We start from the raw sequence: 23,505 nt of genomic DNA on the forward strand, positions 1-23,505 counted from the left end.
TTATGCGTAAGATATTAAAGTTGCCCTCAATGGACTGAGAAAACAGTCCGGGGCAAAGCACGAGACGCCGGAGGAGGTAGTTGGAATGGGAACCCGTCAGCCTGAGAACACTCGCAGTATCGCAATAGCGGCCCACGGAGGGGCAGGTAAGACATCCCTCGTCGAGGCCATGCTTTTCGATAACGGCATCACGTCCAGACTGGGGAAGGTCGAGGACGGCAACACCGTAAGCGATTTCAGCCAGGAGGAACAGAAACGGCAAATCTCGATCAATACTTCCCTTATCACCATGGAGCGCAAGGGCAGACAGCTCTTCGTCCTCGACACCCCGGGATTCGCCGACTTCGTTGGAGAAATGCGGTCCGCCATCCGGGTGGCCGACTCGCTGCTCATCGCCGTGAGCGGTGTCAGCGGCATCGAAGTCCAGACCGACAAGGCCTGGGAAACGGGAAGTGAATTCAATCTTCCCACCGCGTTCTACATCTCCAAGCTTGACCGGGAAAACGCCGACTTCGGCAAGGTCCTGAACGATATCCGGTCCGACTACAGCGACAAGGCCGTGGCGGCCTTTCTGCCCGTCGGTGCGGAAGCCTCCTTCAAGGGAGTGGTGGACCTCCTCGGGAACAAGGCATATATGTATGAAACCAACGGCAGCGGCAAATTTACCGAGGGCGACATCCCCGCCGACATGGCCGACGAGGCCGCCCAGGCAAGGGAATCCCTCGTGGAAGCCATTGTCGAGGCCGACGACGAACTCATGATGCGCTACCTCGACGGCGAGACCATTCCCGTGGAGGAGCTCCTTCCCGCTCTCAGGAAGGCCATCGCTTCCCGCACTGTTCTGCCCGTCTTCCCCGGCTCATCTACCCTGAACGTGGGCGTTCACCAGATCCTCGACTTCATCGCCGACTTCTTCCCCTCGCCCCTGGACTCCAGGAGCCGCCCCGCCCTGAAGGGGCAGGAAAGCGTCGAGATCGTCCCCGATCCCGCAGGGCAGTTCTCGGCCATCTGCTTCAAGGTCATGGTGGACCCCTACGTAGGCAAGCTCTCCTTCATCCGGGTCAACTCCGGAAACCTCACGTCCGACAACACAATTTTCAACGTGAACAAGGGTGAAGAGGAACGGATCAGCGCCTTCAAGTTCATGACCGGCAAAGAGGGCAAGGACGTCAAGGAGATCACCGTGGGCGACATCCTCGCCATTCCCAAGCTCCACAGCACCCAGGTGGGGGACAGCCTTTCCGTGAAGGGCTCCACCGTCACCTTCCCGCCCATCGACTTCCCGAAGCCTGTCTACAGCGTGGCCATCATCGCCAAGAGCCGGGCCGACGAAGACAAGCTGGGCAACGCCATCCACAAGACCCTTGAGGAAGACCCCAGCCTCACCTTCGAAAAAAATCCCGAGACCAACGACAGCGTTCTCTCCGGAATGGGCGACATGCACATCGACATCGTCCTTTCCCGCATCAAGGAGCGTTACGGCGTGGAGCTTGACACGAAGACCCCCCAGGTTCCCTACCGGGAGACCATCCGGAAGACCGCCGAAGCCCAGGGCAAGCACAAGAAACAGACGGGCGGCCACGGCCAGTACGGCGACGTCCACGTCCGGTACACTCCCCTCGAGCGGGGAGAGGGCTTTGTCTTTGAGGATAAAATTGTCGGCGGCGCCATCCCCAAGGGATTCATTCCCGCCGTCGAGAAGGGCCTTCGGGAAGCCCTCGTCAAGGGCCCCCTTGCCAGTTTCCCCGTGGTGGACTTCAAGGCCACCCTCTTCTTCGGCTCCTACCATGACGTGGACAGCTCGGAAATGGCCTTCAAGCTCGCTGCGCGGCTGTCCTTCAAGAAGGGCATTCTCGAGGCGAACCCTGTGCTCCTGGAACCCATCATGAACGTGGAAGTCACCGTTCCCGAGGAGTATCTCGGCGACGTCATGGGCGACTTCAACGGACGGAGAGGACGGATCCTCGGCATCGACAGCAAGGGACACCAGCAGGTAGTCAAGGCACAGTGCCCTCTCGCGGAGATGTTCCGCTACGCCATCATCCTCCGCTCCATGACCTCCGGCCGGGGAACCTTCACCATGGAATACGACCACTATGAGGACGTCCCCGCCGAGATCTCGAAGAAGGTCATCGCGGCCCACAAGCAGGAGGACGAAGAGGAATAGGGTCCCCCGAAATCACGGAAAGAATCCGGAGCCCCGCGCCAGCCGCGGGGCTCCGCCTATAGGGAGGTGGAGAACCATGAAGAAAAAAATCATCGTCGTCGGGGCGGGAGGAGCAGGCCTTACCGCCGCGGTCGCGGCGGCCAAAAAAGGCGCAGAAGTCCTGCTGCTCTCCAAGACAGCGTGCGGAGATGCGAACTGTACCGCCTATTCCGGGGGCCTCTTTTCTCTCTCATCCGGAACGGTGACCCCGGATGACCACTTCCGGCGGATTGTTGAGACAGGCCGGGGGGTGAACGACCAGAAGCTTGTCCGGGTGCTGGCCGAAGAATCGGAAAAAAGTCTGCGGACCCTGGCGGACTGGGGCGTCACTCTGAAGATCAGCGACTCGGGGCATGCCACAGTGCGGAAATCGGCCCCGTCGGAGATCATGGGCGGGGGAGGACTGACCAGGGAACTTACCGCCATCGCGAGGGCGGAAGGAGTCTCCATCCTCGAAAACTGTGCCGCGATGAAAATTCTCGTTGGGGAGAGAGGGGCGGAAGGACTGGAGTGGGTGAACTGGAAAACGGGGAAACAGTACCGGTCACCGGCATCCGCCGTCATTCTCGCCTCCGGCGGGGGAGGCAGAATCTATTCCCGGACGGACAACCCCTCACGGATGACCGGCGACGGATACGCCCTTGCCCTCGAAGCGGGGCTCAGTCTCGTAGACATGGAATATGTTCAGTTCTACCCCCTGGGCTGGAAAGACTCCGCCTTCCCCCTGTGGATGGTGGGGCTCACCATCCTGGACTACATTCCCGTCACCGACGACATCGGCAGGGAATTTCTCCGGGAGGCCATTCTTTCCTGGGGGCTCTCCTCGGGGAAGGAGGCGAACTACTTCGCAAGGGACAAAAGCGCCATCTTTCTCTCCCGCCACGAGCGGCAGGGAGGAAAGACCCTGCTTCACCTGGAGGACTTGGGGGAAGAGATGCTGACCATTCCTGATGTACGGGTATCCCTCATGATTGACCTTCCCCCGGAGCGCCGGACCGGGCCGGTGGAGCTTTCACCCATCCAGCACTATTTCACTGGAGGAATACCCATCGACACCGGGGGACGGACCGCCCTTCCGGGGCTGTACGCCTGCGGAGAGGTGACCGGAGGCGTGGACGGTGCCAGCCGCATGGGAGGCAACGCCCTGACGAACATCGTCACCTTCGGCCTCCGGGCCGGCAGATTCGCGGCAGAAGAGGCGGCGGAAGGCAGCACCGGGGACATTGCGGAAATCCGTGCTGAACTGTCCTTCCTCGCCCCCGAAGGGGGTATCCGCCCCCGGGAGGCCAGGGAGCGGCTTCAGGCTATCGTCCAGGAAGGGCTGGGCCCCTGCAGGAGCGGCGAAGGTCTCCGCCGTTGCCTATCAGCCATGGAGGAATGGAAAGGCTCATTCCCGCCCCTGAAGGCGGAAGGTCCCATGGATCTCCTCCATGCCCTGGAGATGAAGGGCCTCTCCTGTACAGCCGAGGCGGTGGCCCATGCAGCCCTTCTCCGGGAGGAAAGCCGGGGCGTCCACTTCCGGGACGATTTTCCGGAGGAGCGGGAGGAATGGGTGTCCCGGATCCTGGTCTCCGCCGAAAAAGGGAAGCTCAAAGCAACGAGGGAAAACTAAGGGGAGTCGAAGAAAAAAGGAGGAGCGGGAAATATCCCGCTCCTCCTGCCGTATTGCCGCAGTTCGTTAGAACGTGTCCTGGGGAGCCCACATCTCGAGGAAGTTGAAGCTCCTGTCCTTCCAGATCATCATGGCCGCGGGCTTGTTCAGCGGATTGTGGGTCTCCTTGTCCACCGTAAGGGTAAAATGGACGAGGCGAAGGTCTTTCGTGTTTTCCATGGCATCCCTGACCGCCACGGGATCCGCTTTTCCCGCCTTCTTGATCGCCTCGGCCACCCAGGTGATGAGGTCGTAGGAGTTTGCCACGTTCGAGGGCTCGGCGGCGGGCCTGCCGTATTCCTTCTCGAACCGGGAGAGCAGGAGAACCAGCTGCGGGTTGGTCAGGTCCATGCTGTAGACCCAGTAGCTCCCCTCCATGGCGTCTCCGGCTATTTCGTGCATGCTGGGGCTGAAGCCGTCCCCTCCGATGAAAATGGGCTTCCAGTCCAGTTCGGCGGCCTGCTTCATTATGAGCCCCATCTCCTTGTAGAGGATGGGAAGGGCCACGGCTTCAGCTCCCGTCGCCTTCATCTCCGTGAGCTGAGCCCGGAAATCCACGTCGCCGCCCCGGAATCCCCAGACTCCCTTCAGGTCGCCCTTGAGCTCAGCGAACCGGGCCGTGAAGAATTCTTTCAGGCCTTCGGAGTAGTCGCTGCCCACGTCGGTGATGACCGCAGCGCTCTTGACCCCCAGCCTGTTGATGAGGTAGTCCGCCATGACCTTGCCCTGGTAGGGGTCGGTGTAGCTCATGCGGAAGGTGAACGGACGTACCTGCCCTGTCTTCGGGTCCACCGTCACGGCTGGGTTGGTGCTCGCCGTACCGATCTGGGGGACTCCGGCGGCGGTGACCACCGAGGCGGTGGCGATGTTCAGACCGCTGTAGTTGGTGCCGCCGATGGCCACCACCTTGTCCTCGTGGACAAGCCGCCGTGCCGCCTGGATGGCATCCTCCTGCCGTCCGCGCACGTCGTAATAGATCAGCTCAAGGGGGCGTCCGAGCACTCCGCCGGCCTCGTTCAGTTCCTTCACGGCGAGAAGGGCTCCGTCCCGTTCATGCTGTCCCCAGGTTGAGCCGTCGCCGGTGAGCGTGGCCAGGTAGCCGATCTTGATGGGTTCGCCCGACGGAGCCGCACAGGCCGCGGCGCCGAAGGCGAGGAGTATCGCAACTGCAAAAGACAGACCATATCGTTTCATTATTTCGCCTCCCTGCAAATTTTCCGCTTAGTCTAAAGGCGGCTGTTCTCCGTGTCAATAGGCTGACAAAAAATCAACAAAAATTCAGAGGGCGGCAGAAGCCGCCCTCTGAAAATGTGAATGATGGATTTCTGCAGTCTCAGCGGGCTACAGGGTTCGAGGGAATTTTTCCTCCCGATGGAAGAGTCGCTCTTGAAAGAAGGTCACAGATGTTCCTTCCCGTTTTTTTCGCCAGGGGTCCCTTCCGGACGGCGAGTTCCCTGCCCTCCAGGTTCACCGTGGTGCCTTCCTTTTCAGGCCACGGAAGAAGAGGCAGAAGGACCGACGCTTTCTCTGAAAGAGGCGAGGAGTCGGCGGAGAGCACCGCAAAGTCGGTGCCGCGCAGATCCTCTTCCGAGAAGCCCGCCTCTTCCGGGGTGATTCCGATGAAGAGCATCCCCGACGGCCTGTTCTTCTTAGCCTCGCCGGCAGAGAGAACTCCGGGAAGTACGGAAAGCAGCCCCGCCGTTCCCGCTCCCCTGAAGAGGAGGAGGTACCGGCCCCCCTGAAGGGTTGCGGCAAGGCTGAAAGAGTCACCCGCAGGCTGTCCCGGTCCCAGAAGAGTGACGGGGTGTTTCGCCGCTGCGAGAAGACCGGCGGCCTTTTCAAGGGATCCGGGGCACAGGCCCGCTTTCCCTGCCATGGCCGCGAAATCGGCAGGAACCTTCTCCCTGGCTGCCTTCACGGCATCAGTGAGAGCCCGGATCGCTTCCGCCTCTTTGCCCGCTTCGGGAGCGAGGATCACGGCGTCTCCCCTGTCAAGAATGCCGGGGGTGCCGCCGAGACAGACCACGGCTGCCTGGCGGTGCCGCATGGCCCTCCGGAGCCACGATGTCAGAACGGGCTGGTCTTCGTCGGTGTTCGCCCCCAAAAGCAGGAAGGCGTCCCCTTCGCTGAAGGAGGCGTAGGAGGCCCGGATAATATCCTTTCTCTTTTCCGCCTCGGCGAGGAAGGGCAGGAATTCCGCTCCCTCGGCCGCCGAAATGACCGCTTCGGGCGTACGGAGCGCAGCGTAGTCCCGGAGAGCTTTCGCCTCCTGCAGGGTGAGGTTCGTCCCCGCCACGTAGGCCGCGCCCTTCGTTGCCGCAAGGCGGTCGAAGGCGGCCACGGCTTCGTCGAGGGACACGGACTCGCCGTTCACTGCCGGGTCGAAGTTTCCCGAGTCCTTCACGTCCCGGAAGCCGTACCGTCCCATGAAGCAGCATGACCCGAAGGTGGGGGCCGTAGGGTTGTCCAGGTCGGTGGTGATCCGGACGATCCGGGAGCGCCTGCGGTCCAGGTTAAGGTCGAGTTCGCAGCCCACGGGGCACATCTGGCAGGTGGTCCTGACGATCTCCGGCTCCTCCAGGTGGGGCCACCGTTCGGCCCGTTTTTCCATGAGGGCCCCCACGGGACAGACCTGGGTGCAGAGACCGCAGAATGTGCAGTCCGAGTGCTCCATGTCGTTATAGAACTGGGGCGTCAGCACCGACTCGAAGCCCCGCTTCGCGAAGTCGATGGCGTGGAAGCCGGAGATCTCGTCACAGGCCCGAACGCACTTGGAGCAGAGGATGCACTTGTCCAGGTTCCGGATATAGTACTGGTTCGCGTCCTCGAACTTGGCAATGTGCTCGCCGGCAAGCTTCTCCGGCTGCACCTCGTGGCTGGTGGCGTATTTCCGGAGTTTGCACTCGAAGACGTCGGCGCAGCCGCATTCCATGCACCTCTTCGCGTCCCGGAGGGTCTGCTCCTCCGTCAGCCCGGGGCTGTACTCGGCGAAAGGCTTTGCGAGCCGTGTCTCTCCGCTCACGTGGGGTACGTGCTCCTGGACGGTTTTTTCCACGTCCCTGAAGTCCTCGGGGCCGAGGTCCGTCCGGACGATATCGTAGAAGAAGGGTTTCTTCGGTGTCCCGTGGGTCAGGTAGTGGTCGAGGGAGTCGGCGGCCCAGTGGCCGTTGCCGATGGCTTCGATGGCGATCTTCGGGCCCGTCTGCTGGTCGCCGCATACAAATACGCCCGGGAGGGGAGTGTCGTAGTCGGGGCCGGCCTTCATCTTCCGGCCGTCGTGCAGTTCCGAGGGCACTCCCGAGAAGTCGATGGCCTGGCCCACGGCGGCGATGACCGTATCCACCTCGAGAACGAAGGTCTCACCGGTGGGCACGGGGCTCCGCCGACCCGAGGCGTCCGGTTCCCCGAGCTTCATCCGCTCGCAGACCACCCGTTCCACCCTGCCGTTCCCCTCGATTGATTTCGGGGCCGCGAGGTAGATGAAGTTCACGCCTTCCCCTGTGGCCTCCTCGATCTCGAGATCGTCGGCGGGCATCTCCTCCCGGCTCCTCCGGTAGAGCACCGACACTTCCTCGGCGCCGAGGCGGCGGGCAGAACGGCAGGCGTCCATGGCGGTGTTGCCTCCTCCCACCACGGCTACCCTTCTGCCGATTTTCACGTCAGGGTTGGTCTTCACGTCGTAGAGGAAGTTGATGCCTCCAAGGACACCGTCCAGGTCCTCCCCGGGCACCCGCATGGGAGAGGACTTCCAGCAGCCCATGGCCAGGATGACGCCGTCGAAATCCCTGCGGAGTTCGTCGAGGGTGATGTTCTTTCCCAGGGTCATGCCGGTGCGCACCTCCACGCCGTGGGCGAGGAGCCAGTCGATCTCCTTCTGGAGGACGGCCTGGGGAAGGCGGTAGTCGGGAATGCCGTAGCGCATCATCCCGCCGAGAAGGGCTTCCTTCTCGAAGATGACGGGCCGGTAGCCTTTCAGGCGCAGGTAGTAGGCCGCGGAGATTCCGGCGGGCCCGCCGCCCACGACGGCGACAGTTTTGCCGTTGTCTTCGATTCCGGGGATGAATCCCGGGGAATCGTTATTGATGGCCCAGTCGCCTACGAAGCGCTTGATCTCCTTAATTGACACGGGCGCGTCGTCCACGAAGTTCCTGCGGCACTTCTTCTCGCAGGGGGCGGGACAGACCCGGCCGATGCATGCGGGAAGGGTGACGTGGTGGTGGAGCACGTCAAGGGATTCCTGGTATTTTCCCTGGGCGGCCAGGTTGATGTAGGCCTGCACATTCCCGTTGGCGGGGCAGGTGAGGGTGCAGGGCGGGCGGCAGTCGCCCACGTGGTCGGAGAGCAGCAGCTCCAGGGCGGTCCGGCGGGCGCTCACTGCCCGTTCCGTCTCGGTCCTGATGACCATGCCCGGAGCGATGGTGTTGGCGCAGGCCCGAAGCAGGGTCTTTGCCCCTTCCACCTCCACGAGGCAGACAGAGCAGCCGCCGTGGAGGCTCAGGTGGGGGTCGTAGCAGAGGGTGGGTATTTCCACGCCGCAGTCGGCGCAGAGATCGAGGATTCTCTGCCCCTCGTACCCGTAGACCGTTTTTCCGTTGAGTGTGACCTTTATATTTTTCTTCATGGCAGCTCGAAATCCTCCCGAAAGGTTATTCCACCGAGATGGCGCCCACGGGGCAGACCTTTTTGCACTGGCCGCAGCGGATGCACTTCTCGTCGTCGATGACGTGGGGTTTCTTCACTTCTCCCGCGATGCAGGAGACGGGGCAGTTCCGGGCGCATTTCGTGCAGCCGATGCAGGCCGCCGGGTCGATGACGTAATGGATGAGGCTGGTGCATACCTTGGCGGGGCACTTTTTATCCCGGATGTGGGCCTCGTACTCTTCCCGGAAATATTTCAGCGTGGTCATCACCGGGTTCGGCGCAGTCTGGCCGAGGCCGCAGAGAGAACCCTCCTTTACCTGGTGGGCCAGGTCGAGCAGAGTGTCCAGGTCTTCCATGACCCCTTTGCCTTCGGTGATCCGCTCCAGGATCTCGAGCATCCGCTTGGTGCCGATACGGCAGAAGGGGCATTTGCCGCAGGACTCCTTCTGGACGAAGGCCAGGAAGAACTTGGCCACGTCCACGATGCAGGTGGTTTCGTCCATGACCACCATGCCGCCGGAGCCCATGATGGCTCCCGTGGCGTTGATGGATTCATAGTCCACAGGCGTGTCCAGCAGCGACTCGGGGATGCAGCCTCCCGAGGGTCCGCCCAGCTGGACGGCCTTGAATTTTTTATTCTCGGCGATGCCGCCCGCCACGCTGAAGATGACCTCCCGCAGGGGCATTCCCATGGGAACCTCGGCGAGGCCGCCCTTCTTGATCTTTCCCGCCAGGGCGAAGACCTTGGTGCCCCGGCTCTTGCCGATGCCGTACTCGGCGAACTTCGCCGCGCCGTGCATCATGATCCAGGGGATGTTGGCGATGGTCTCCACGTTGTTGATGTTCGTGGGCTTGCCGAACACGCCGCTGTTGGCCGGGAAGGGAGGCCGCGGCCGGGGCATGCCCCGACGTCCCTCGATGGAGGCGATCATGGCGGTTTCCTCGCCGCAGACGAAGGCGCCCGCGCCTTCCTTTATATGAATGTCGAAGGAGAATCCGGACCCAAGGATGTTCTTCCCGAGGAAGCCCTTCTTCCGGGCCTGCTCCAGGGCCACGTTCAGGTGTTTTATGGCCAGGGGGTATTCCGCCCGGCAGTAGATGATGCCCTCGTCGGACCCGATGGCGTAGGCCCCGATGGCCATGCCCTCGATGATGCTGTGGGGGTCGCTTTCGAGAACCGAACGGTCCATGAAGGCGCCGGGGTCGCCCTCGTCGGCGTTGCAGACGAAGTACTTCTTGTCCCCCTTCGCCCCGTTGGCGAATTTCCACTTCAGACCCGTGGGGAAGCCTGCTCCCCCGCGGCCGCGGAGCCCGCTGGCGAGGACTTCGTCGATCACCTGGATGGGCGTCATGGACAGTGCTTTTTCAAGGGCCTTGTACCCGTCGTGGGCGAGATACTCTTCGATTTTTTCCGGATCGATGAGGCCGCTGTTCCGGAGGACAATGCGGACCTGGCTGTCCATGCGCTCGTTCTCGCAGGCCTTGCTCTCCGGGTCGAGGATGACGCCCCGGAGGACGATTTCTCCCCGCTCCACGTGGGACTCGGCGATTTCCCGCGCCATGGCGGTGTCCACCTTGCCGTAGGCGATGGATTTGCCGTCCCGCTCCACTTCCACGATAGGTTCCATATAACAGAGCCCGATGCAGCCGACCTTCTTGATTTCCACGTCTTCCCGGCCTGCAAGGATCCCTGTGAGGGTTTCATAAATGGGAACGGCTCCCGCCGCCACTCCGCAGCTCGCCAGTCCCACCTTCACGACAGTCTTGGGCATGATGCGCACCTCCCTATTCCGGCTGGGAAGCCCGGACGGCTTCAAGCACGTCCACGGCTTTTTCCGGCGTCAGTCTTCCGTGGACCTCTTCTCCCACCATCATCACGGGCGCGAGACTGCAGCAGCCAAGGCAGGCCACGAACTGCAGGGTGAACAGACCGTCCTTCGTGGTCTCTCCCTCCTGCACCCCGAGATGACGCTGAAGCTGCTCCCCGATACGGGCCGAGCCCTGGACGTGGCAGGCCGTCCCCCGGCAGAGCCGGACCACGTACCTGCCCTCCGGCTGGAGCCGGAACATGGCATAGAAGGTGGCGACGCCGAACAGCTCCGCAGCGGGGATGTCCAGCTCTTTCGCAATAAAGTCCACCGCTTCGGGGGCGATGTAGCCCATTTCCCTCTGCATATCAGCCAGCAGGGGAATCGTAATGCCCTTTTTCCCCCTGTAGCGGTCCGCGAGAGGGAGGAGACGGATCTCCAGATCGGAACGCGTAAGGGTTGCCGCAGACATGGTCATTCCATTTCCTCCTTGCATATTCTCGGTGAAATACCCCGGATATGGTATGCATTATACTCCCAAGAACAGAATTTTTCTCTCCCGGTGAAATTCGGTATATAATGAACTTGACTGCAAGGACATTTTCCTATATACCCTATATGGGTATATATATCAAGGAGGTGTCGATTGATGATAAAGGTCTTTTCGACGAAGACGTGCCCGTGGTGTACCAAGGTGAAGGAGTATCTTGACGGAAAGGGAGCCGCCTACGAGAACGTGGATGTTCAGGCGAACCGGGAGGCTGCCATGGAGATGGTCCGGAAGACGGGCCAGATGGGAGTGCCCGTCACGCAGATCGGCGAGAAGTATATCGTCGGGTACAACCCGGAGGCCATTGACGCGGAGCTGGCGAATCAGGGACAGTAGCCTGAGAGGAAGGGGTTGACGTCGTGCCTCGAGGTTCGGGTACGGTATCGGAACTGCTCACGTTATCCTATGGAATGGCGGTAAGCGGCGGTGATTCTCTCGTGCCGGGCGGCGCGGTGGATATGGAGGCCGTCGGGGGGTATGAAGACATTCTCCGGAACGGGGATGCCTGGCTTCGGGATTCTGCCTCGGAGGGCCGTGACGGCTTGGGCTGGATCAACCTTCCGGCCCGGGACATTGCAGGCGTCGAGGAAACGGCGAAGTGGATTTCCGGCTTCGACGCCATGGTCCAGGTAGGCATCGGCGGCTCCGCCCTCGGAAACCTCATGCTTCACGGGGCGCTGCTCCCTCCCTACTGGAACGAACTGCCCCGGTCGAAACGGCAGGGTCCGAGGTTCTACATGTCAGACAACGTGGACCCGGCGGACAACCGGATGATTTGGAATCTCATCGATCCGGAGCAGACCGTGTTCACCGTCATCAGCAAATCGGGAAGCACCGCTGAGACCATGGCGAACTTCCTTTTCTTCTGGGACCGCCTCAAGGTGGATCTCGGCCCGAAAAAAGCGGCGGAGCACGTGGTGGTCATCACCGATGAAGAGAAGGGTGTCCTCCGGCCCTTCGCCGACGAGATCGGCTGCCGCCGCCTCGTTCTTCCCGCCGATGTGGGAGGCCGCTTTTCCGTGCTGTCTCCGGTGGGGCTTCTCTCCGGCGCCGCTCTTGGCATATCGGCCAGGAAGCTGCTCGAAGGAGCGGCCGAGATGGACAGAAGGCTCGCGGAGAGGAATACCGTTTTCGAAAACCCGGCCTGGCTGCTGGCCGCCCTCTCCGTGGCACATTACAGGCAGGGGAGGAACATGACGGTCCTCATGCCCTACGAGGATGCCCTGGAGCGGTTCTGCGAATGGTTCGCCCAGCTCTGGGGCGAAAGCCTGGGGAAGAACGGAACGGGATCGACGCCGGTCCGGGCCCTGGGCGCCATCGACCAGCACTCCCAGATCCAGCTCTACACCGAAGGCCCCGACGACAAGCTCTTTACCGTGATGACCGTGGCCGAGCCGGCTGAGGAAATCACCATTCCCGAGACGGAGGAAAAAGCACTGGTCTCCCTCTCCTACCTCTTCGGCCAGTCCATGAATTCCCTGCGACGATATGAGGCCCTTTCGACGGCGGCAGCCATCGCGAAGTCGGGTAAGCCGGTGGTTTCCATCGAGATACCGAAGCTCGACGAACGCCGTCTGGGTGCCATGATCCAGTTCTATGAGCACGTGACGGCCCTGGCCGGGTACCTCCTGGACGTGAACCCCTTCGACCAGCCCGGGGTGGAGCAGGGAAAGAACTACACCTACGGCCTCATGGGGAGACCCAATTACAGCGCCCAGGCCCTCGAGGTGACCGAACTGGCGGAGAAGCTTTCCCTTCGGGAAATATCCGTTTAGAATAACCTGAAAAAACGCCGGCCGCAGGAGATTCAATCCTGCGGCCGGCGTTTTCTGTTCGGCGAAGGCCGGGGTCTAGTCCCACCCGTCCTCCGGTTCGTCCACCCTGTCAGCCACCACGACGCCGAAATTCCTGTCGCCGTCGGTGTACACCGAGAAAGACCCGGAGTATATGCGGATGCCGGCGTGGGAACCCAGAGCGTAGGGGGCGGTGTCGAAGAAGCTCTCGTCGAAGATGTTGTTCTTTGCCCCTTCATATACGGGCATATAGAGGATTCCGTCGATCTCCAGGTCAGTGAAGAAGTGGGTGCCGAAGGAAAGCTCCGGCATGTACCCCTCCTTGGGGAAGCCCACTTCCACGATGCAGGAGCACCTCGTGATCTCGTTGTACTGCACCGGCACGCCGAGAAGGGGGTTGCTGGAACCCACCCTGCCCGGGGCCACGAGAATGAACCGGGATCCCTTCAGGGCTTCGTTCACCGTGCCTATTCCCCTGGCCACGTCGTGGAACCGGGTCTCCTGGGCGTACACATGATGGTCCACGTACACCAGGTAGGGGATGTTCTCCTTCACGCCGTGGGTCACCATCCTGTCAGCCTTGAGTATCACATTCCGGCTCTCAAGGTCGGGAACCGACACAGACTGGGTCTGTTCGCTCAGCCACAGGGGGCGGGCCTGGACGATCTCCACCAGGTCCTCGCTGGGGTGGAAGGCGAACTCCACGTCTGCGGGCACGCCCATCTCCCGGTCGAGGAGGGCGAGGAGTTTTTTCATCCGGTCAAAGAAATGCTTCGACCGGCAGGCAAACTCTTCGAAGGTGAAGCAGACCTTTTCACCGGACCTGATGGTGGAGCCGTGGCGGGACATGGGGGTGAAATATCCCCCGTCGTCGTCGGGGCTGTAGATCTGGGCATATTCGGGGAAACAGCTGTGGTAGGGAAAAATGTCCTTCCAGATGCGCTTTACGTCTACCGTCACCAGGGATTTCTGCTCCCGGTCGATCACCTGGAAATGCTCCTGGGCATGGCGCATGATATTGAAGGGGTTCTGGCCCTCGGGGCGGAGACTCGGCAGGGTCAGGGCGAAAGTCCGTGCGTACCCCCGCTTCGTGCTGGTGGTGCCCATGCCGAAGACAAGGCGGATGATCCCGTCCTCGGAACGGATCCTGGTGGTCCACCTCCGGTAATATCGCGAGAAGCCCACGCCGGCCATGGTGGGGTAGTAGTACCGTCCCCGCCACTTCCCGGCGACCCTCATGAGAATGATCCCCATGCGGTCGTCCCCCAGGCCGTGCTTCAGCCGGTAGGCCACCGCCACGGGGAAGAATGTCCTGGCGTAGATTTTCTTGATGTCCTGTTCCACCTGGGCAGCCCGCTCCTCCAGGGGTGTCTCTCCGTCGTTGAATTCGAAGGTGGAGAGGTATTTTCCGGCAAAGGAGTATTTCAGCGAATCCTCGAGATCACTGCTGCTCCGCACCACGATGGGGTCGGTGATCTTCTCGAGGAATTTCCGGACCGCGCCGCTCACTTCTGCAGGAAGCTTCGTCTGGAGGAAGGCGTACTCTATGACCTCGGGCTCCTCCTTCTTCAGCTCCTCCAGGTCGGGAATCTGGCGGAGCACGTATTCAAATGATTCCGTGGCAATGAAAAGGGACGGGGGGAAGACCACCCGTTTCAGCGTCTCCTCCCTGCTGTCCCGGAGTTTTGCCATGGCAAAAAGCAGCGACCTTCCCTTGCCGCCGATGCTGCCCTTCCCGACGATGAGATGGGCAAAATCGGGATCGTCAAGAGGATCCCAGCGGAAGTAGTGTTCCGTTACGGTGCTGTTGGCTCCGGGATAATCGGACCCTTCGGGAAACGTCCGCCCGTTTTCGGAGGGCGTGGGCCCTAAAGACAGTTCGTCGTTTTTCCCCATGTCATCTCTCCTTCAGGCTCGTCCTCCGGGAGGGACCCGGCAGCTTCCGCCCCTCCTTCGGACCATTTGTCCCGTTCGTCCAGGCACTGAAGTGCGTGTAGTATATTGTACTTTATTCTCGGGTTCCCGGCACTCAGTCCGTCAAGTATACTTTTTGCCCTCACCCGCTCCGTTTCGAGGGAAAAGGGGCAGACATAGGGCAGCACCGGCAGTCCAAGTCGGCGGGCTTCTTTCAGAATCTTCTTCTCTTCCGCGAACACCAGGGGACGGATGACCGTCATGCCGGACCTGCTCTGCCAAAACCTGGGCTGGAAGGCCCTGAACCTGCCTGTGTTGAAAAGGTTCATCAGTGCTGTCTCCACCACGTCGTCCAGGTTGTGTCCCAGGGCCAGGAGATTGCACCCTTCCTCCTTCGCCGCCGTGTTCAGGATGCCACGCCGGATATTGGCGCACAGGCTGCATGGCGACCGTTCATTCCGCACCTCGATGATTCCCACGATGGGGTGGGGGCGGACGAAAAAGGGAATATCGAGAGAAACGCAGAACTCCCGCAGGGACGAGACGTCCGTCTCCCCGCCGGTAATGTCCACGAAGCAGGCGGCGAGCGAAAAAGGAACGGGGCTCCTTCTGCGGAGTCCCGCCAGGGCCAGCGTCAGAACAAGACTGTCCTTTCCTCCGGAGAGGCCGATCATGATCCTGTCTCCTGGGGATATCATCCGGAAGCGGCCCGCTGCAAGGCCGATTTTTTTTCTCAGGGACAGGCTAAGGACGGGTACTGCGGTTCGGGTCAAAGAGCGCTCCTCCTCTGAAAATCAGGAAATCTGTGATAGAATAGTTCTTAAGACCTATGCCGCCGGCAAAAATTCCTTTACCGTACATTCAGGGGCAGCGTCTACTATAGCATAGTCGTATTCAAAGGAGTTGCGGCCGTTTTCGGCCCGCGTGACGGGGGTGGGGAAATGGAACTGATCAGGGTGCTCATAGCGGACGATCACAAACTTTTTCGTGACGGAGTAAAAAAGCTCCTGGAACTGGAATCGGATATCGCCGTTGTCGGAGAGGCAGGCGACGGCGAAGAAGCCCTCTCGCTCATCAGGGAGAAGGAGCCTGACATCCTTCTTTTCGACATCAACATGCCCCGGGTGGACGGCATCCAGCTTGTCCGGGAACTGAACAACATTCCCCACAAAACCCGGTATGTGGCCATAAGCGCCTACGACGACGAGGATTGCCTTTCCGCCCTCTCCGCGGCGGGAGTTCTCGGATTCGTCCTCAAGGCCTCCGGGAAGGTGGAGCTGCTTTCCGCCATCCGCTCGGCGGCCAGGGGGCAGCCCTATGTGGATCCCCGGGTCGCGGGAAAGCTCCTCACCTCCTTCTCCAGGAGAAAAGAGGAGAACGACCAGCTCTACGAGCTTACCCCCAGGGAGAAGGAGATCCTCTACTGGCTCGCCCAGGGCCTGAGCAACACGGAAGTGGCCGACCGGATGGTGCTCTCCGAAAAAACCGTGAAGAACCACGTGAGCCACGTCCTCAAGAAGCTCGACCTCCGGGATCGGACTCAGGCGGCCATCCTTGCATGGCGCATCGGCTTCGCCCAGCTTTCGCCGGAAACACTCTCCCACATCCTGGAGAGCGTCGAGCGGTAGACAGGACAAAGAAGCGGCCGGGGGATCCCTTTCGGGGCCCCCCGGCCGCTTCTTCTTTATGGGAAGGTCAGGAGTTCGATCCCGTACCCGAAAGCTGGCTTACCACTGATGCAAGCCATGAGGCCTGCTGCTGCAGCTTCGCCAGGTTCACCTCCGCCTGGGCGAACTGCTCGTAGAGCCCCCGGGCCCGAAGCTCGAGGCGGGCTTCCGATTCGGAAATTCTCTTGTCTATGGTGGCGATTTCTGTCTGCCACGTGGTGATCTGGCTGGCGATCCGCCCCTTGGGCACCACGGTGCTGCCCACCTCCACCTGGGACGCGTCCACCATGTTGCCCGCGTACTCGTCCATCTGTGTCATGACCGTGTTCATGATGGCGGCCACGCCGTCAGGGTCGTTCCTCAGGGCGTCCATGAACTTGTCGGTGTTGAACTCCAGCTTCCCGCTCTTGCCGTAGTCGGTGCTCTCCGTGGAGATGCCGATCTGGGAGAGCAGGCTGAAGGGGGTGCCGAGCCCCAGGGTGTCCAGGACTCCGTCCGACGCGGCGAGGGAGAACTTCCGGTTCGGCGATGCCTCGATCACGAGCTGGTTGTTGACCACCTTGGCGCTGGCCATCCTGATGGGATAGGTCCGTCCCTGTGGGTCGTGGTTCATTTCGTAGGAACTGTTGATCTTGCCCGCTATGGTCTGCAGGGTATCCGACGGAGTCACCTCGATGGTGGCCGTCCGGACGCCCACCGTCACCGTAAAGGTGGAGTTTCCCGTCTGTCCGGCGCTTTCCATGGTCCCCTGCACGGGGCGCCCCGTCTTCAGGCTGTATTTTGCTGTGACCGGGTTCGTCATTATCTGCCGGATCTGGGACTTGGTCTGCCAGAGCAGGGAGTTTCCATGGAGCAGGCCGAACTTTTTGTAGAAGTCGTCGTTCTTGTACTGGTCGTCCTTCTGGGAGCTGGAAGCAGTCGAAGACTCGCTCAGGCGTATGTTGATCCAGTCCATGAGATCGTTGAAGGCGGTGACATAGTCCTGGATGCCCGTCACGGCCTTCTCGGCGTCCTGGGTGATGTCCATGACCACTGATCCGGGCCCGTTGACGGTCAGCTTTACCCCTTCGATGAGGTCGTCGATCTGGTTGGACGACCTGGTGATGGTGAGTCCGTCGATTTTCACCACCGCGTCCTGGGCGGCAAGGTAGTGGTCTGCCGTATCGTCGTCCAGCTTCAGGAGGGAGAGCAGGTCGGCGTTTCCGTCAAGGCTGAAGACGCTCGAATTCACCGTGTAGGATACCTCGTAGGAGGTTCCCGCCGCGGGGCCGTGACCGTCGATCCAGGTGATCTCGTCGCTTCCGGAGTCCACGGTGAAATCCGTCCCCTCCGCGTAGGTGACGGAGCCTGCCTTGATGGTGAGGGTTCCGTTCGAGGGGGCGTCCTTCGCCACGGTGAACCCGAGCTTGTCCCGGGTGCCGCTGCCCCTGGTGATGGTGCTCTTGTCGGTGGTCTCCCCGAGGCCCGTATTGGCGCTCTTTATGACCAGCCGGTTGTCGATCACCGATGCCGTAATGCCGAGGCTTTCCCCGTAGGCCTTTCCCGTGGCGGGATCAAGGGTCATGTCCTTCGCGTCGTTGATCTTCTGGGCTATGGTGGTAAGGGTGTCGGTGGTCTTGACCTCGATTTCCGCCCTCCGGCCCCCCACGTTGATGTAGAACTTCTGCGCCGAGGCGAGTCCCGCCTCGCTCATGGCAGTCTTGATCTGTGCGCTGAACCGGTTCTGGGCAGTGGCTTTCTGCAGAACCTCTATTTCGTGGCGGCTGACGGCGGCATCGGCTGAGACAGTGGCCGCCACCACGCTCTGGGCGTTCACCCCCGAGAGAACGGTGAATTCGGCAGCCTTCGCCTGGAAGGTGGATGCCAGCTTCAGAGGCGTCACGGCAGACCGCATGGTCTTCATGGAAGCCGAAAATTCGTTGAACAGGCCGATCTTCAGTTCCAGGGTATCCTGCTTGGCAATCAGGGGCTCCTGGGACTTGCGGGCGTTTTCTATAAGCTTGTCCGCCATGCTCCCCCAGTCAATGCTGGAGGAAATGCCGGGTATGGAAAAAGTGGACTGGTAATCACCCATGAAACCATCTCCCTGAAAAAAAGGGTATAGTGCTTCTCTTTCTTATCGGCTGAAGAGGGGGGCGGCTTAAACTATCCGGTTCGGGCACCGGTCATGATACAATGGCTTTCCGGGAATACCCGACGTCCCGGGCTCCTTGCCCGGACGGAGAAACTGCAAGGCAAACTCCACGCAGGGAGGGCTGCATATGAAAATATATCTTGACGGTGAAGAGATCGCCTTTCCGGAAAACAGCCCGTCGAAAGAGGACGTGCTTACTTCCGTGAAGGAAACCCTCGGGAAGAAGGGCATGCTGATCCGCTCCATCGAGGTCGACGGGGCGGAGCTGGACGAGGAAGCCTTCCTCGCCCTGACCGGCGGCACGGAAGCCCGGTTCGGAAGCCGGCCGGTCCGCGATTTCCTTGTCGAAACGCTGGCCGACGCTTCGGAATACCAGCAGCGTCTCGCCTCAGGCCTTGGCAGAGCTGCGGACCATCTCGAGGCCGACAGGACGCCGGAAGGGCTCGAACTTGTCGGGAAAGCGGCGGAGGGAATCGGGTGGGTCCTTCAGATAATCCACAACAGCCAGATTCTTCTCGGGGTGGACGACTCCGAGGTGGGCGGCGGCGGGCTCGGCGAAGTCAAGTCGGCCCTGCTCGCGGAACTCGAGAAGGCCTCCCGCTCCGTGGAGGAGGGCAAACCCCTCGAACTGGCCTACACTCTCCGGTCGGGAATTCTCCCCCGCATCGAAAGCCTCGGCGGATACATCAGCGCCCTGAGGAACATCGGCGACAGCACGGTACAGTGATGGCCCGGGCGGTTTTTCTCGACCGCGACGGCACGCTCATTGAAAATGTTCCCTATCTCTCCGATCCATCGGCGGTGAGACTGTCGGCATCCGGCGGGGAAGCCCTCCGGAGGCTGCGCTCCCTGGGATTTCTTCTTGTGGTGGTCACAAACCAGAGCGGCATCGCCAGGGGGTTTTTCGATGAAACCGCTCTGCCGGAAATCCACGGGAGGGTCGCTGAACTGCTTTCCCTGGAAGGGGTCTCTGTGGACGCTTTCTATCACTGCCCCCACGGCCCGTCTGAAGAAGGCTTCCCGGGGTGTCAGTGCCGGAAGCCTGCTCCCGGGATGGGAATACGGGCCTCGGAAGAACTGGGCATCGACCTCCGGAGAAGCTGGATGATCGGGGACGCCCCCTGCGACTATGAATTTGCGGTCAACTGCGGCTGTCGTTTCGTGCTGGTACGGACCGGCCGCGGAAAAGAAACGGAAAGAGAAATTTCAGCCTTCCCTGCAGTCAGGGAGGACGAAAAATCTGGTACAATGTTCTTCGTCGCCGAAGATCTCCGCGCTGCAGCAGGTATCATAGAACAAGCGGAGTCCGGCTTTTCCGCCGAAAGAGGAGGCTTTTCCTTAATTGACCCTTCGTAAAGGCCTGGTGCTTTTCCTGCTGCTCTCCTTTGGAGTCAGCGCCGTGGTACTCCTGTCAAGCGTGGACGGCGAAACCTGGTCCACCATACTGCGTGCCGACAAGCGGCTCCTGTTGCTTGCCCTCGTATTTGTCCTCTCTGCGTGGGCCTGTGATGCTTCCCGATTCTGCGCCCTCGCCCGGGCCGCCGGGGAAAAAATAGACTTCAAGCTCGGCATGGTACTCACGTGGCTTCACTATTTCGGCTGCGCCGTCACCCCCATGCAGAGCGGCGGCGGCCCCTTCCAGGTCTACGTCCTCTACAAGCGGAAGGTCCCTCTCGGCAAGGGGATCGCCATTACCCTCACCCGGACTCTGCTCACCATCCTCATACTGGGGATCGTGGTTCCCGTGGCGGTCTTCATCGAACCGGAACTCCTCCGGGGACGCCTCTTCCTCAAGGGAGTCTTCTCCTACGTCCTTGCCTTCATCATCATCTCCTGGGTGCTCGTGGTTCTGAGCATCACAAGGCCCGCGATCATCAAGCGGTGGGGCAGGGTGTTCACCCTCTGGCTCAAGCGGTTCGGGGTGGTCAAGCCCGAACGGGTGCTCAAAATCGTCAAGCGGATCAACCTCGAGGTGGACAACTACAACCTCAACTTCCAGATGTTCTTTTCCTGCGGGCTCAAGCATTTTCTCCTGGCGATCGTTCTTTCCGTATTCCACCTGCTCTTCATCTTCTCCGTGCTTCCCTGTCTCATCGCGTCGGTCAACCTGCCGTTCCACTACCTTCAGGCGGTTCTTGCCCAGGCCGTTTTCATGTTCCTGCTGTACTTTGTCCCCACGCCCGGGGCCAGCGGTGTGGCGGAAGGCGGCGGAGCAGCCCTCTTCGGCCTGCTGGTTCCCTGGAACATGGCCGGCGTCATGGCCATCGCGTGGCGGTTTTTCACCGAATATATCGCCATCGCCATGGGCGTGGTGGTGGCTGTGAAGCTGCTTGGCTGGGGCGTCACGGAGGAGCTCTACGAGCATGAGCCTCCGGTGGAGGAAGAAGCCGTGGAGAACGATTTTTCCGACGACCCCGGTGACCGCCGTGAATGATATCCGGGCGGCAGCGTTCAAACTGAGGGGCGGCCTCTGGACCGCCCTTTTTCTTGGAGTGTTCTTCCTGGCCGAACCGGTATCCGCCGGTGCCGTAACCGCCGGGCTCCTTCTCGTCTCCCTCGGGCAGGGGGTCCGCTTCTGGGCCGCCGGGTGCATCACCCGCTACCGGGGTGAACAGGTGGGGGCCGAGCGGCTTGTCACCTGGGGACCCTACGCCCTCGTCCGGAACCCTCTCTACATCGGCAACGGCCTCATCGGGGCCGGCTGGGGCCTCCTTGCCGGGTGGAAGGCCCTTCTACTCTTCGCAATCGCCTTCCTCGTGATCTACGGCCTGCTCATCATTCCCTGGGAAGAAGCTTTCCTGCGGCAGAAATTCGGCCGGGAGTACGAACGGTACATGGAGCGGACCGGGCGCCTCTTCCCAAGGCGGTGGAACGGGGAAGACCTGGACGGTCCCTTCGACCTGTCCATTCTCTGGAAGAGCGAGCGCCACTCGGTCTTCGTCACATTGGCCGGAACGGTGCTCCTGCTCTTCCGGGCGCTGTAGCCTCCCGAAAAAACATTAGGGGCTCCCTGAAGGGAGCCCCGATTTTTTTCTACACTCTTTCCATTATGCCGCCGAAGAGCCTCTGCCACGTTTCTTCGTACACCTGCTTCGGCGGAACATTCAGGGAGGCGAGCCCCTCGGCGATGGCCGTCTGGGCAACGGCCTCGGCCACCCGTGGCGTCACTTCGTCGGAGAACAGGTCCGGGATGATGCACCGCCGGGAAAGGCGCCTCCGGTCAACCGCCCCCGCAATGGCCCGGGAGGCCGCCATGAGGATGTTTTCGTTCAGCCCCTTCGCCCGGACATCCAGCAGCCCCCTGGCGATTCCGGGGTAGGCATGGAGGTTCGGCATGGCATTGGACGTTCCCGTCAAACCTTCGGCGAAGACGGCGGCTCCGGCCTCCGAGGCCTCCTCCCAGGAGATCTCGGGCTCGGGCATGGAGAGGGCGAGGACGATGCTTCCCGGTTTCATGGAGCGCACGTGAGCGGCGCTGATTTTCCCCCTCGACGAGAGGCCGATGAAGATGTCCGCTCCCTTTACGGCCTCGTCCAGGGAGGCTCCTCCCCGGGTTTCGCCGAGCCGTTTCGCCAGCTCTTCCTGGACGAAATTCATGCATCCGTTGCCGGGCCCGATGATGCCGCACTTGTTCAGCACCGTGACCCGCCCCGCGCCTGCGTTGAGCAGCAGCCGGGCCACGGAGATTCCCGCCGCCCCCGCACCCATGATTACGGTGGAAGTGTCCGGCAGCTCCTTGTCCACCAGCTTCAGGGCGTTCATCAGTGCGGCCAGCACAACCACCGCCGAGCCGTGCTGGTCGTCGCAGAAGACGGGTATGTCCAGCTCTGTCTGGAGGCGCTCCACCACGGTAAAGGAATTGGGGCTCGACACGTCCTCGATGTTGATCGCCCCGAAGGTGGGGGCAACCATTTTAGCCATGGCGACGATGTCATCGGCATTCCGGGCGTCGATGCAGAGGGGGATGGCGTTCACGTCGCCGAAGTTCTTGAAGAGCAGGCACTTGCCCTCCATCACCGGCAGAGCCGCCCTGGGGCCGATGTTGCCCATGCCCAGGACAGCCGAGCCGTCGCTGATGAGGGCGAGCCGGTTGCCCTTGCCCGAATATTCAAAAATGACATCCGGATCCTCCATGATTCCGGCGGCGGCGTAAGCGCCCCCCTGCACGTAGGCCATGCCGAGATCTTCCTCGTTCCGTATGTTCACCGTGGGGTAGATCCGGATCTTCCCCCGGGCCTTCCGGTGCAGCTGGAGGGCCTTTTCCCTGTCGATGTTCACTGTGTCGCGCTGCCTCCTTCCCGAATATCCGCCCCTGTCAGGATGTCCTTACTTGAAGAGGGGGAGAAGCTCCTTGAACTCAGGCGTTCCCGACCTGCCCATAAGGTGGTAGATCACCGACTCCACGGGCACCACCAGCGCACCGGCCGCCGCCATCGCCGAAAGGGCCCGCTCGGCCTTCAGGGGGTCCCTGCTCCCGCAGGCATCCGAAGCGAGCACCACCTTCCGGCCCTTCTCAAGCAGGTCGAGCACGGTGGCCAGGATGCAGATATGGGTCTCGATGCCGAAGATCACCGTCACGGAACGGCCCGTTCCCTGCAGGAGCTCTTCAAAAGCGGCTTCGTCGCAGCAGGAAAACGTGTTCTTTTCCATGCGGGGAGCACCCTCCGGCAGTGCCGCCAGAATTTCCCCGTCGGTGGGGCCAAGCCCCCTGGGGTACTGTTCCGTGTACACAAAGGGAACGGAGAGCACTCTCGCCGCCGTTGCCAGCTTCACCGTATTCCGGCGGATTTCCTCCGCTCCGGAAATGGCCGGCAGAAGCCGGTCCTGGACGTCCACCATCACCATGCAGGCAGTTTCCCGCCTCAGTCTGAAAGGAATCATGTATCCACCTCCGCACATATTCTCCGGTTATTGTACCCCATGACCGCTCCTTCCGGTTGCCTTCGGGAAAGGGGCAGGGTACAATACCCTGCGGACAGTCCCTCCGAGCCATGAAACCTACAGGCGGCAGCCCATGGATTCATGGCCGACAGGGTGCTCCCGGAAACGGAAGCGCCTCCCGCACGGCAAGGAGGGAAGGACGCTCGGCGTGCCTTTCCTGCGGTTTGGGGAGAGGCATTTTTTTATGGAAAGGGAGGATT

Annotated in this window: 18 protein-coding genes and 1 riboswitch; of the genes, 9 read left to right on the forward strand and 9 right to left on the reverse strand. The window is 61.4% G+C overall.

The window, feature by feature from the left end; all coding sequences use genetic code 11:
• Positions 1 to 85 precede the first annotated feature (85 nt).
• Both fusA and C8D99_RS12615 read left to right on the forward strand, forming a co-directional pair.
• Positions 86 to 2,167 carry an elongation factor G gene (gene fusA, locus C8D99_RS12610; protein WP_133958862.1) on the forward strand — a complete coding sequence of 694 codons (2,082 nt, stop codon included), beginning with the start codon at positions 86 to 88 and terminating at the stop codon, positions 2,165 to 2,167.
• Positions 2,168 to 2,243: 76 nt separating this feature from the next.
• The gene (locus tag C8D99_RS12615) at positions 2,244 to 3,818 is read left to right on the forward strand and encodes an FAD-binding protein (protein ID WP_166670181.1); all 1,575 of its coding nucleotides are present in this window, start codon (positions 2,244 to 2,246) and stop codon (positions 3,816 to 3,818) included.
• A 66-nt stretch (positions 3,819 to 3,884) separates the two neighbouring features.
• On the opposite strand, the gene C8D99_RS12620 is transcribed toward C8D99_RS12615, so the two are convergent.
• The 4 genes from C8D99_RS12620 to nuoE all read right to left on the reverse strand — a co-directional run bounded on the left by C8D99_RS12620 (position 3,885) and on the right by nuoE (position 10,784).
• Entirely contained in the window at positions 3,885 to 5,051 is a 1,167-nt protein-coding gene (locus tag C8D99_RS12620) for an ABC transporter substrate-binding protein (protein WP_133958866.1), read from the reverse strand.
• Between the two features lie 139 nt (positions 5,052 to 5,190).
• Positions 5,191 to 8,478 (reverse strand): FAD-dependent oxidoreductase, encoded by a 3,288-nt coding sequence (locus C8D99_RS12625; RefSeq protein ID WP_133958867.1) that lies wholly within the window; start codon positions 8,476 to 8,478, stop codon positions 5,191 to 5,193.
• Between the two features lie 25 nt (positions 8,479 to 8,503).
• Positions 8,504 to 10,270, reverse strand: coding sequence for an NADH-ubiquinone oxidoreductase-F iron-sulfur binding region domain-containing protein (locus C8D99_RS12630; RefSeq protein ID WP_133958868.1), 1,767 nt, complete (start codon positions 10,268 to 10,270; stop codon positions 8,504 to 8,506).
• A 13-nt stretch (positions 10,271 to 10,283) separates the two neighbouring features.
• On the reverse strand, positions 10,284 to 10,784 hold the full coding sequence (gene nuoE / locus C8D99_RS12635; protein WP_243833932.1) for an NADH-quinone oxidoreductase subunit NuoE: 501 nt from the start codon (positions 10,782 to 10,784) through the stop codon (positions 10,284 to 10,286).
• 168 nt (positions 10,785 to 10,952) lie between these two features.
• On the opposite strand from nuoE, the gene C8D99_RS12640 reads away from it, so the two are divergent.
• Together C8D99_RS12640 and C8D99_RS12645 are read left to right on the forward strand one after the other, a co-directional pair.
• Positions 10,953 to 11,192 (forward strand): glutaredoxin domain-containing protein, encoded by a 240-nt coding sequence (locus C8D99_RS12640; RefSeq protein WP_166670182.1) that lies wholly within the window; start codon positions 10,953 to 10,955, stop codon positions 11,190 to 11,192.
• Between the two features lie 74 nt (positions 11,193 to 11,266).
• Entirely contained in the window at positions 11,267 to 12,631 is a 1,365-nt protein-coding gene (locus C8D99_RS12645; protein ID WP_208321185.1) for a glucose-6-phosphate isomerase, read from the forward strand.
• Between the two features lie 75 nt (positions 12,632 to 12,706).
• Here C8D99_RS12645 and C8D99_RS12650 read toward each other — a convergent pair whose 3' ends face one another.
• Both C8D99_RS12650 and C8D99_RS12655 read right to left on the reverse strand, forming a co-directional pair.
• Complete coding sequence (locus C8D99_RS12650; RefSeq protein WP_133958871.1) at positions 12,707 to 14,545, reverse strand: PEP/pyruvate-binding domain-containing protein; 1,839 nt, start codon at positions 14,543 to 14,545, stop codon at positions 12,707 to 12,709.
• Positions 14,518 to 15,261, reverse strand: a complete 744-nt coding sequence (locus C8D99_RS12655) for a tRNA 2-thiocytidine biosynthesis TtcA family protein (protein ID WP_133958887.1) — start codon at positions 15,259 to 15,261, stop codon at positions 14,518 to 14,520. Before C8D99_RS12655 ends, C8D99_RS12650 begins: the two co-directional genes overlap by 28 nt.
• A gap of 243 nt (positions 15,262 to 15,504) precedes the next feature.
• On the opposite strand from C8D99_RS12655, the gene C8D99_RS12660 reads away from it, so the two are divergent.
• Positions 15,505 to 16,191: a response regulator gene (locus tag C8D99_RS12660; protein WP_133958872.1), complete on the forward strand. Its 687-nt coding sequence runs from the start codon at positions 15,505 to 15,507 to the stop codon at positions 16,189 to 16,191.
• 67 nt (positions 16,192 to 16,258) lie between these two features.
• Here the strand turns inward: C8D99_RS12660 and fliD are convergent, their stop codons facing one another.
• Positions 16,259 to 18,304 (reverse strand): flagellar filament capping protein FliD, encoded by a 2,046-nt coding sequence (fliD, locus tag C8D99_RS12665; RefSeq protein WP_133958873.1) that lies wholly within the window; start codon positions 18,302 to 18,304, stop codon positions 16,259 to 16,261.
• Between the two features lie 187 nt (positions 18,305 to 18,491).
• Here fliD and C8D99_RS12670 point away from each other — a divergent pair, with 187 nt between their 5' ends.
• From C8D99_RS12670 to C8D99_RS12685, 4 genes are read left to right on the forward strand one after another with little or no spacing between them, the layout of a single operon-like run.
• Positions 18,492 to 19,091, forward strand: coding sequence for a hypothetical protein (locus C8D99_RS12670; protein WP_133958874.1), 600 nt, complete (start codon positions 18,492 to 18,494; stop codon positions 19,089 to 19,091).
• Positions 19,091 to 19,720 (forward strand): D-glycero-alpha-D-manno-heptose-1,7-bisphosphate 7-phosphatase, encoded by a 630-nt coding sequence (locus tag C8D99_RS12675; RefSeq protein WP_133958875.1) that lies wholly within the window; start codon positions 19,091 to 19,093, stop codon positions 19,718 to 19,720. Before C8D99_RS12670 ends, C8D99_RS12675 begins: the two co-directional genes overlap by 1 nt.
• Complete coding sequence (locus tag C8D99_RS12680; RefSeq protein WP_133958876.1) at positions 19,707 to 20,798, forward strand: lysylphosphatidylglycerol synthase transmembrane domain-containing protein; 1,092 nt, start codon at positions 19,707 to 19,709, stop codon at positions 20,796 to 20,798. Before C8D99_RS12675 ends, C8D99_RS12680 begins: the two co-directional genes overlap by 14 nt.
• Positions 20,782 to 21,348, forward strand: coding sequence for a methyltransferase family protein (locus tag C8D99_RS12685; RefSeq protein ID WP_243833933.1), 567 nt, complete (start codon positions 20,782 to 20,784; stop codon positions 21,346 to 21,348). The genes C8D99_RS12680 and C8D99_RS12685 overlap by 17 nt, the downstream gene beginning before the upstream one ends.
• Before the next feature lie 49 nt (positions 21,349 to 21,397).
• Here C8D99_RS12685 and C8D99_RS12690 read toward each other — a convergent pair whose 3' ends face one another.
• Both C8D99_RS12690 and C8D99_RS12695 read right to left on the reverse strand, forming a co-directional pair.
• Entirely contained in the window at positions 21,398 to 22,642 is a 1,245-nt protein-coding gene (locus C8D99_RS12690) for an NAD(P)-dependent malic enzyme (RefSeq protein ID WP_133958878.1), read from the reverse strand.
• A gap of 48 nt (positions 22,643 to 22,690) precedes the next feature.
• Positions 22,691 to 23,245 (reverse strand): isochorismatase family protein, encoded by a 555-nt coding sequence (locus C8D99_RS12695; RefSeq protein WP_133958879.1) that lies wholly within the window; start codon positions 23,243 to 23,245, stop codon positions 22,691 to 22,693.
• An 89-nt stretch (positions 23,246 to 23,334) separates the two neighbouring features.
• Positions 23,335 to 23,453: riboswitch (molybdenum cofactor riboswitch) on the forward strand.
• The last annotated feature ends 52 nt before the right edge of the window (positions 23,454 to 23,505 follow it).

Origin of the sequence: Aminivibrio pyruvatiphilus (genome assembly GCF_004366815.1) — a bacterium.
In the GTDB taxonomy this organism is placed as follows: Bacteria; Synergistota; Synergistia; order Synergistales; family Aminobacteriaceae; genus Aminivibrio; species Aminivibrio pyruvatiphilus.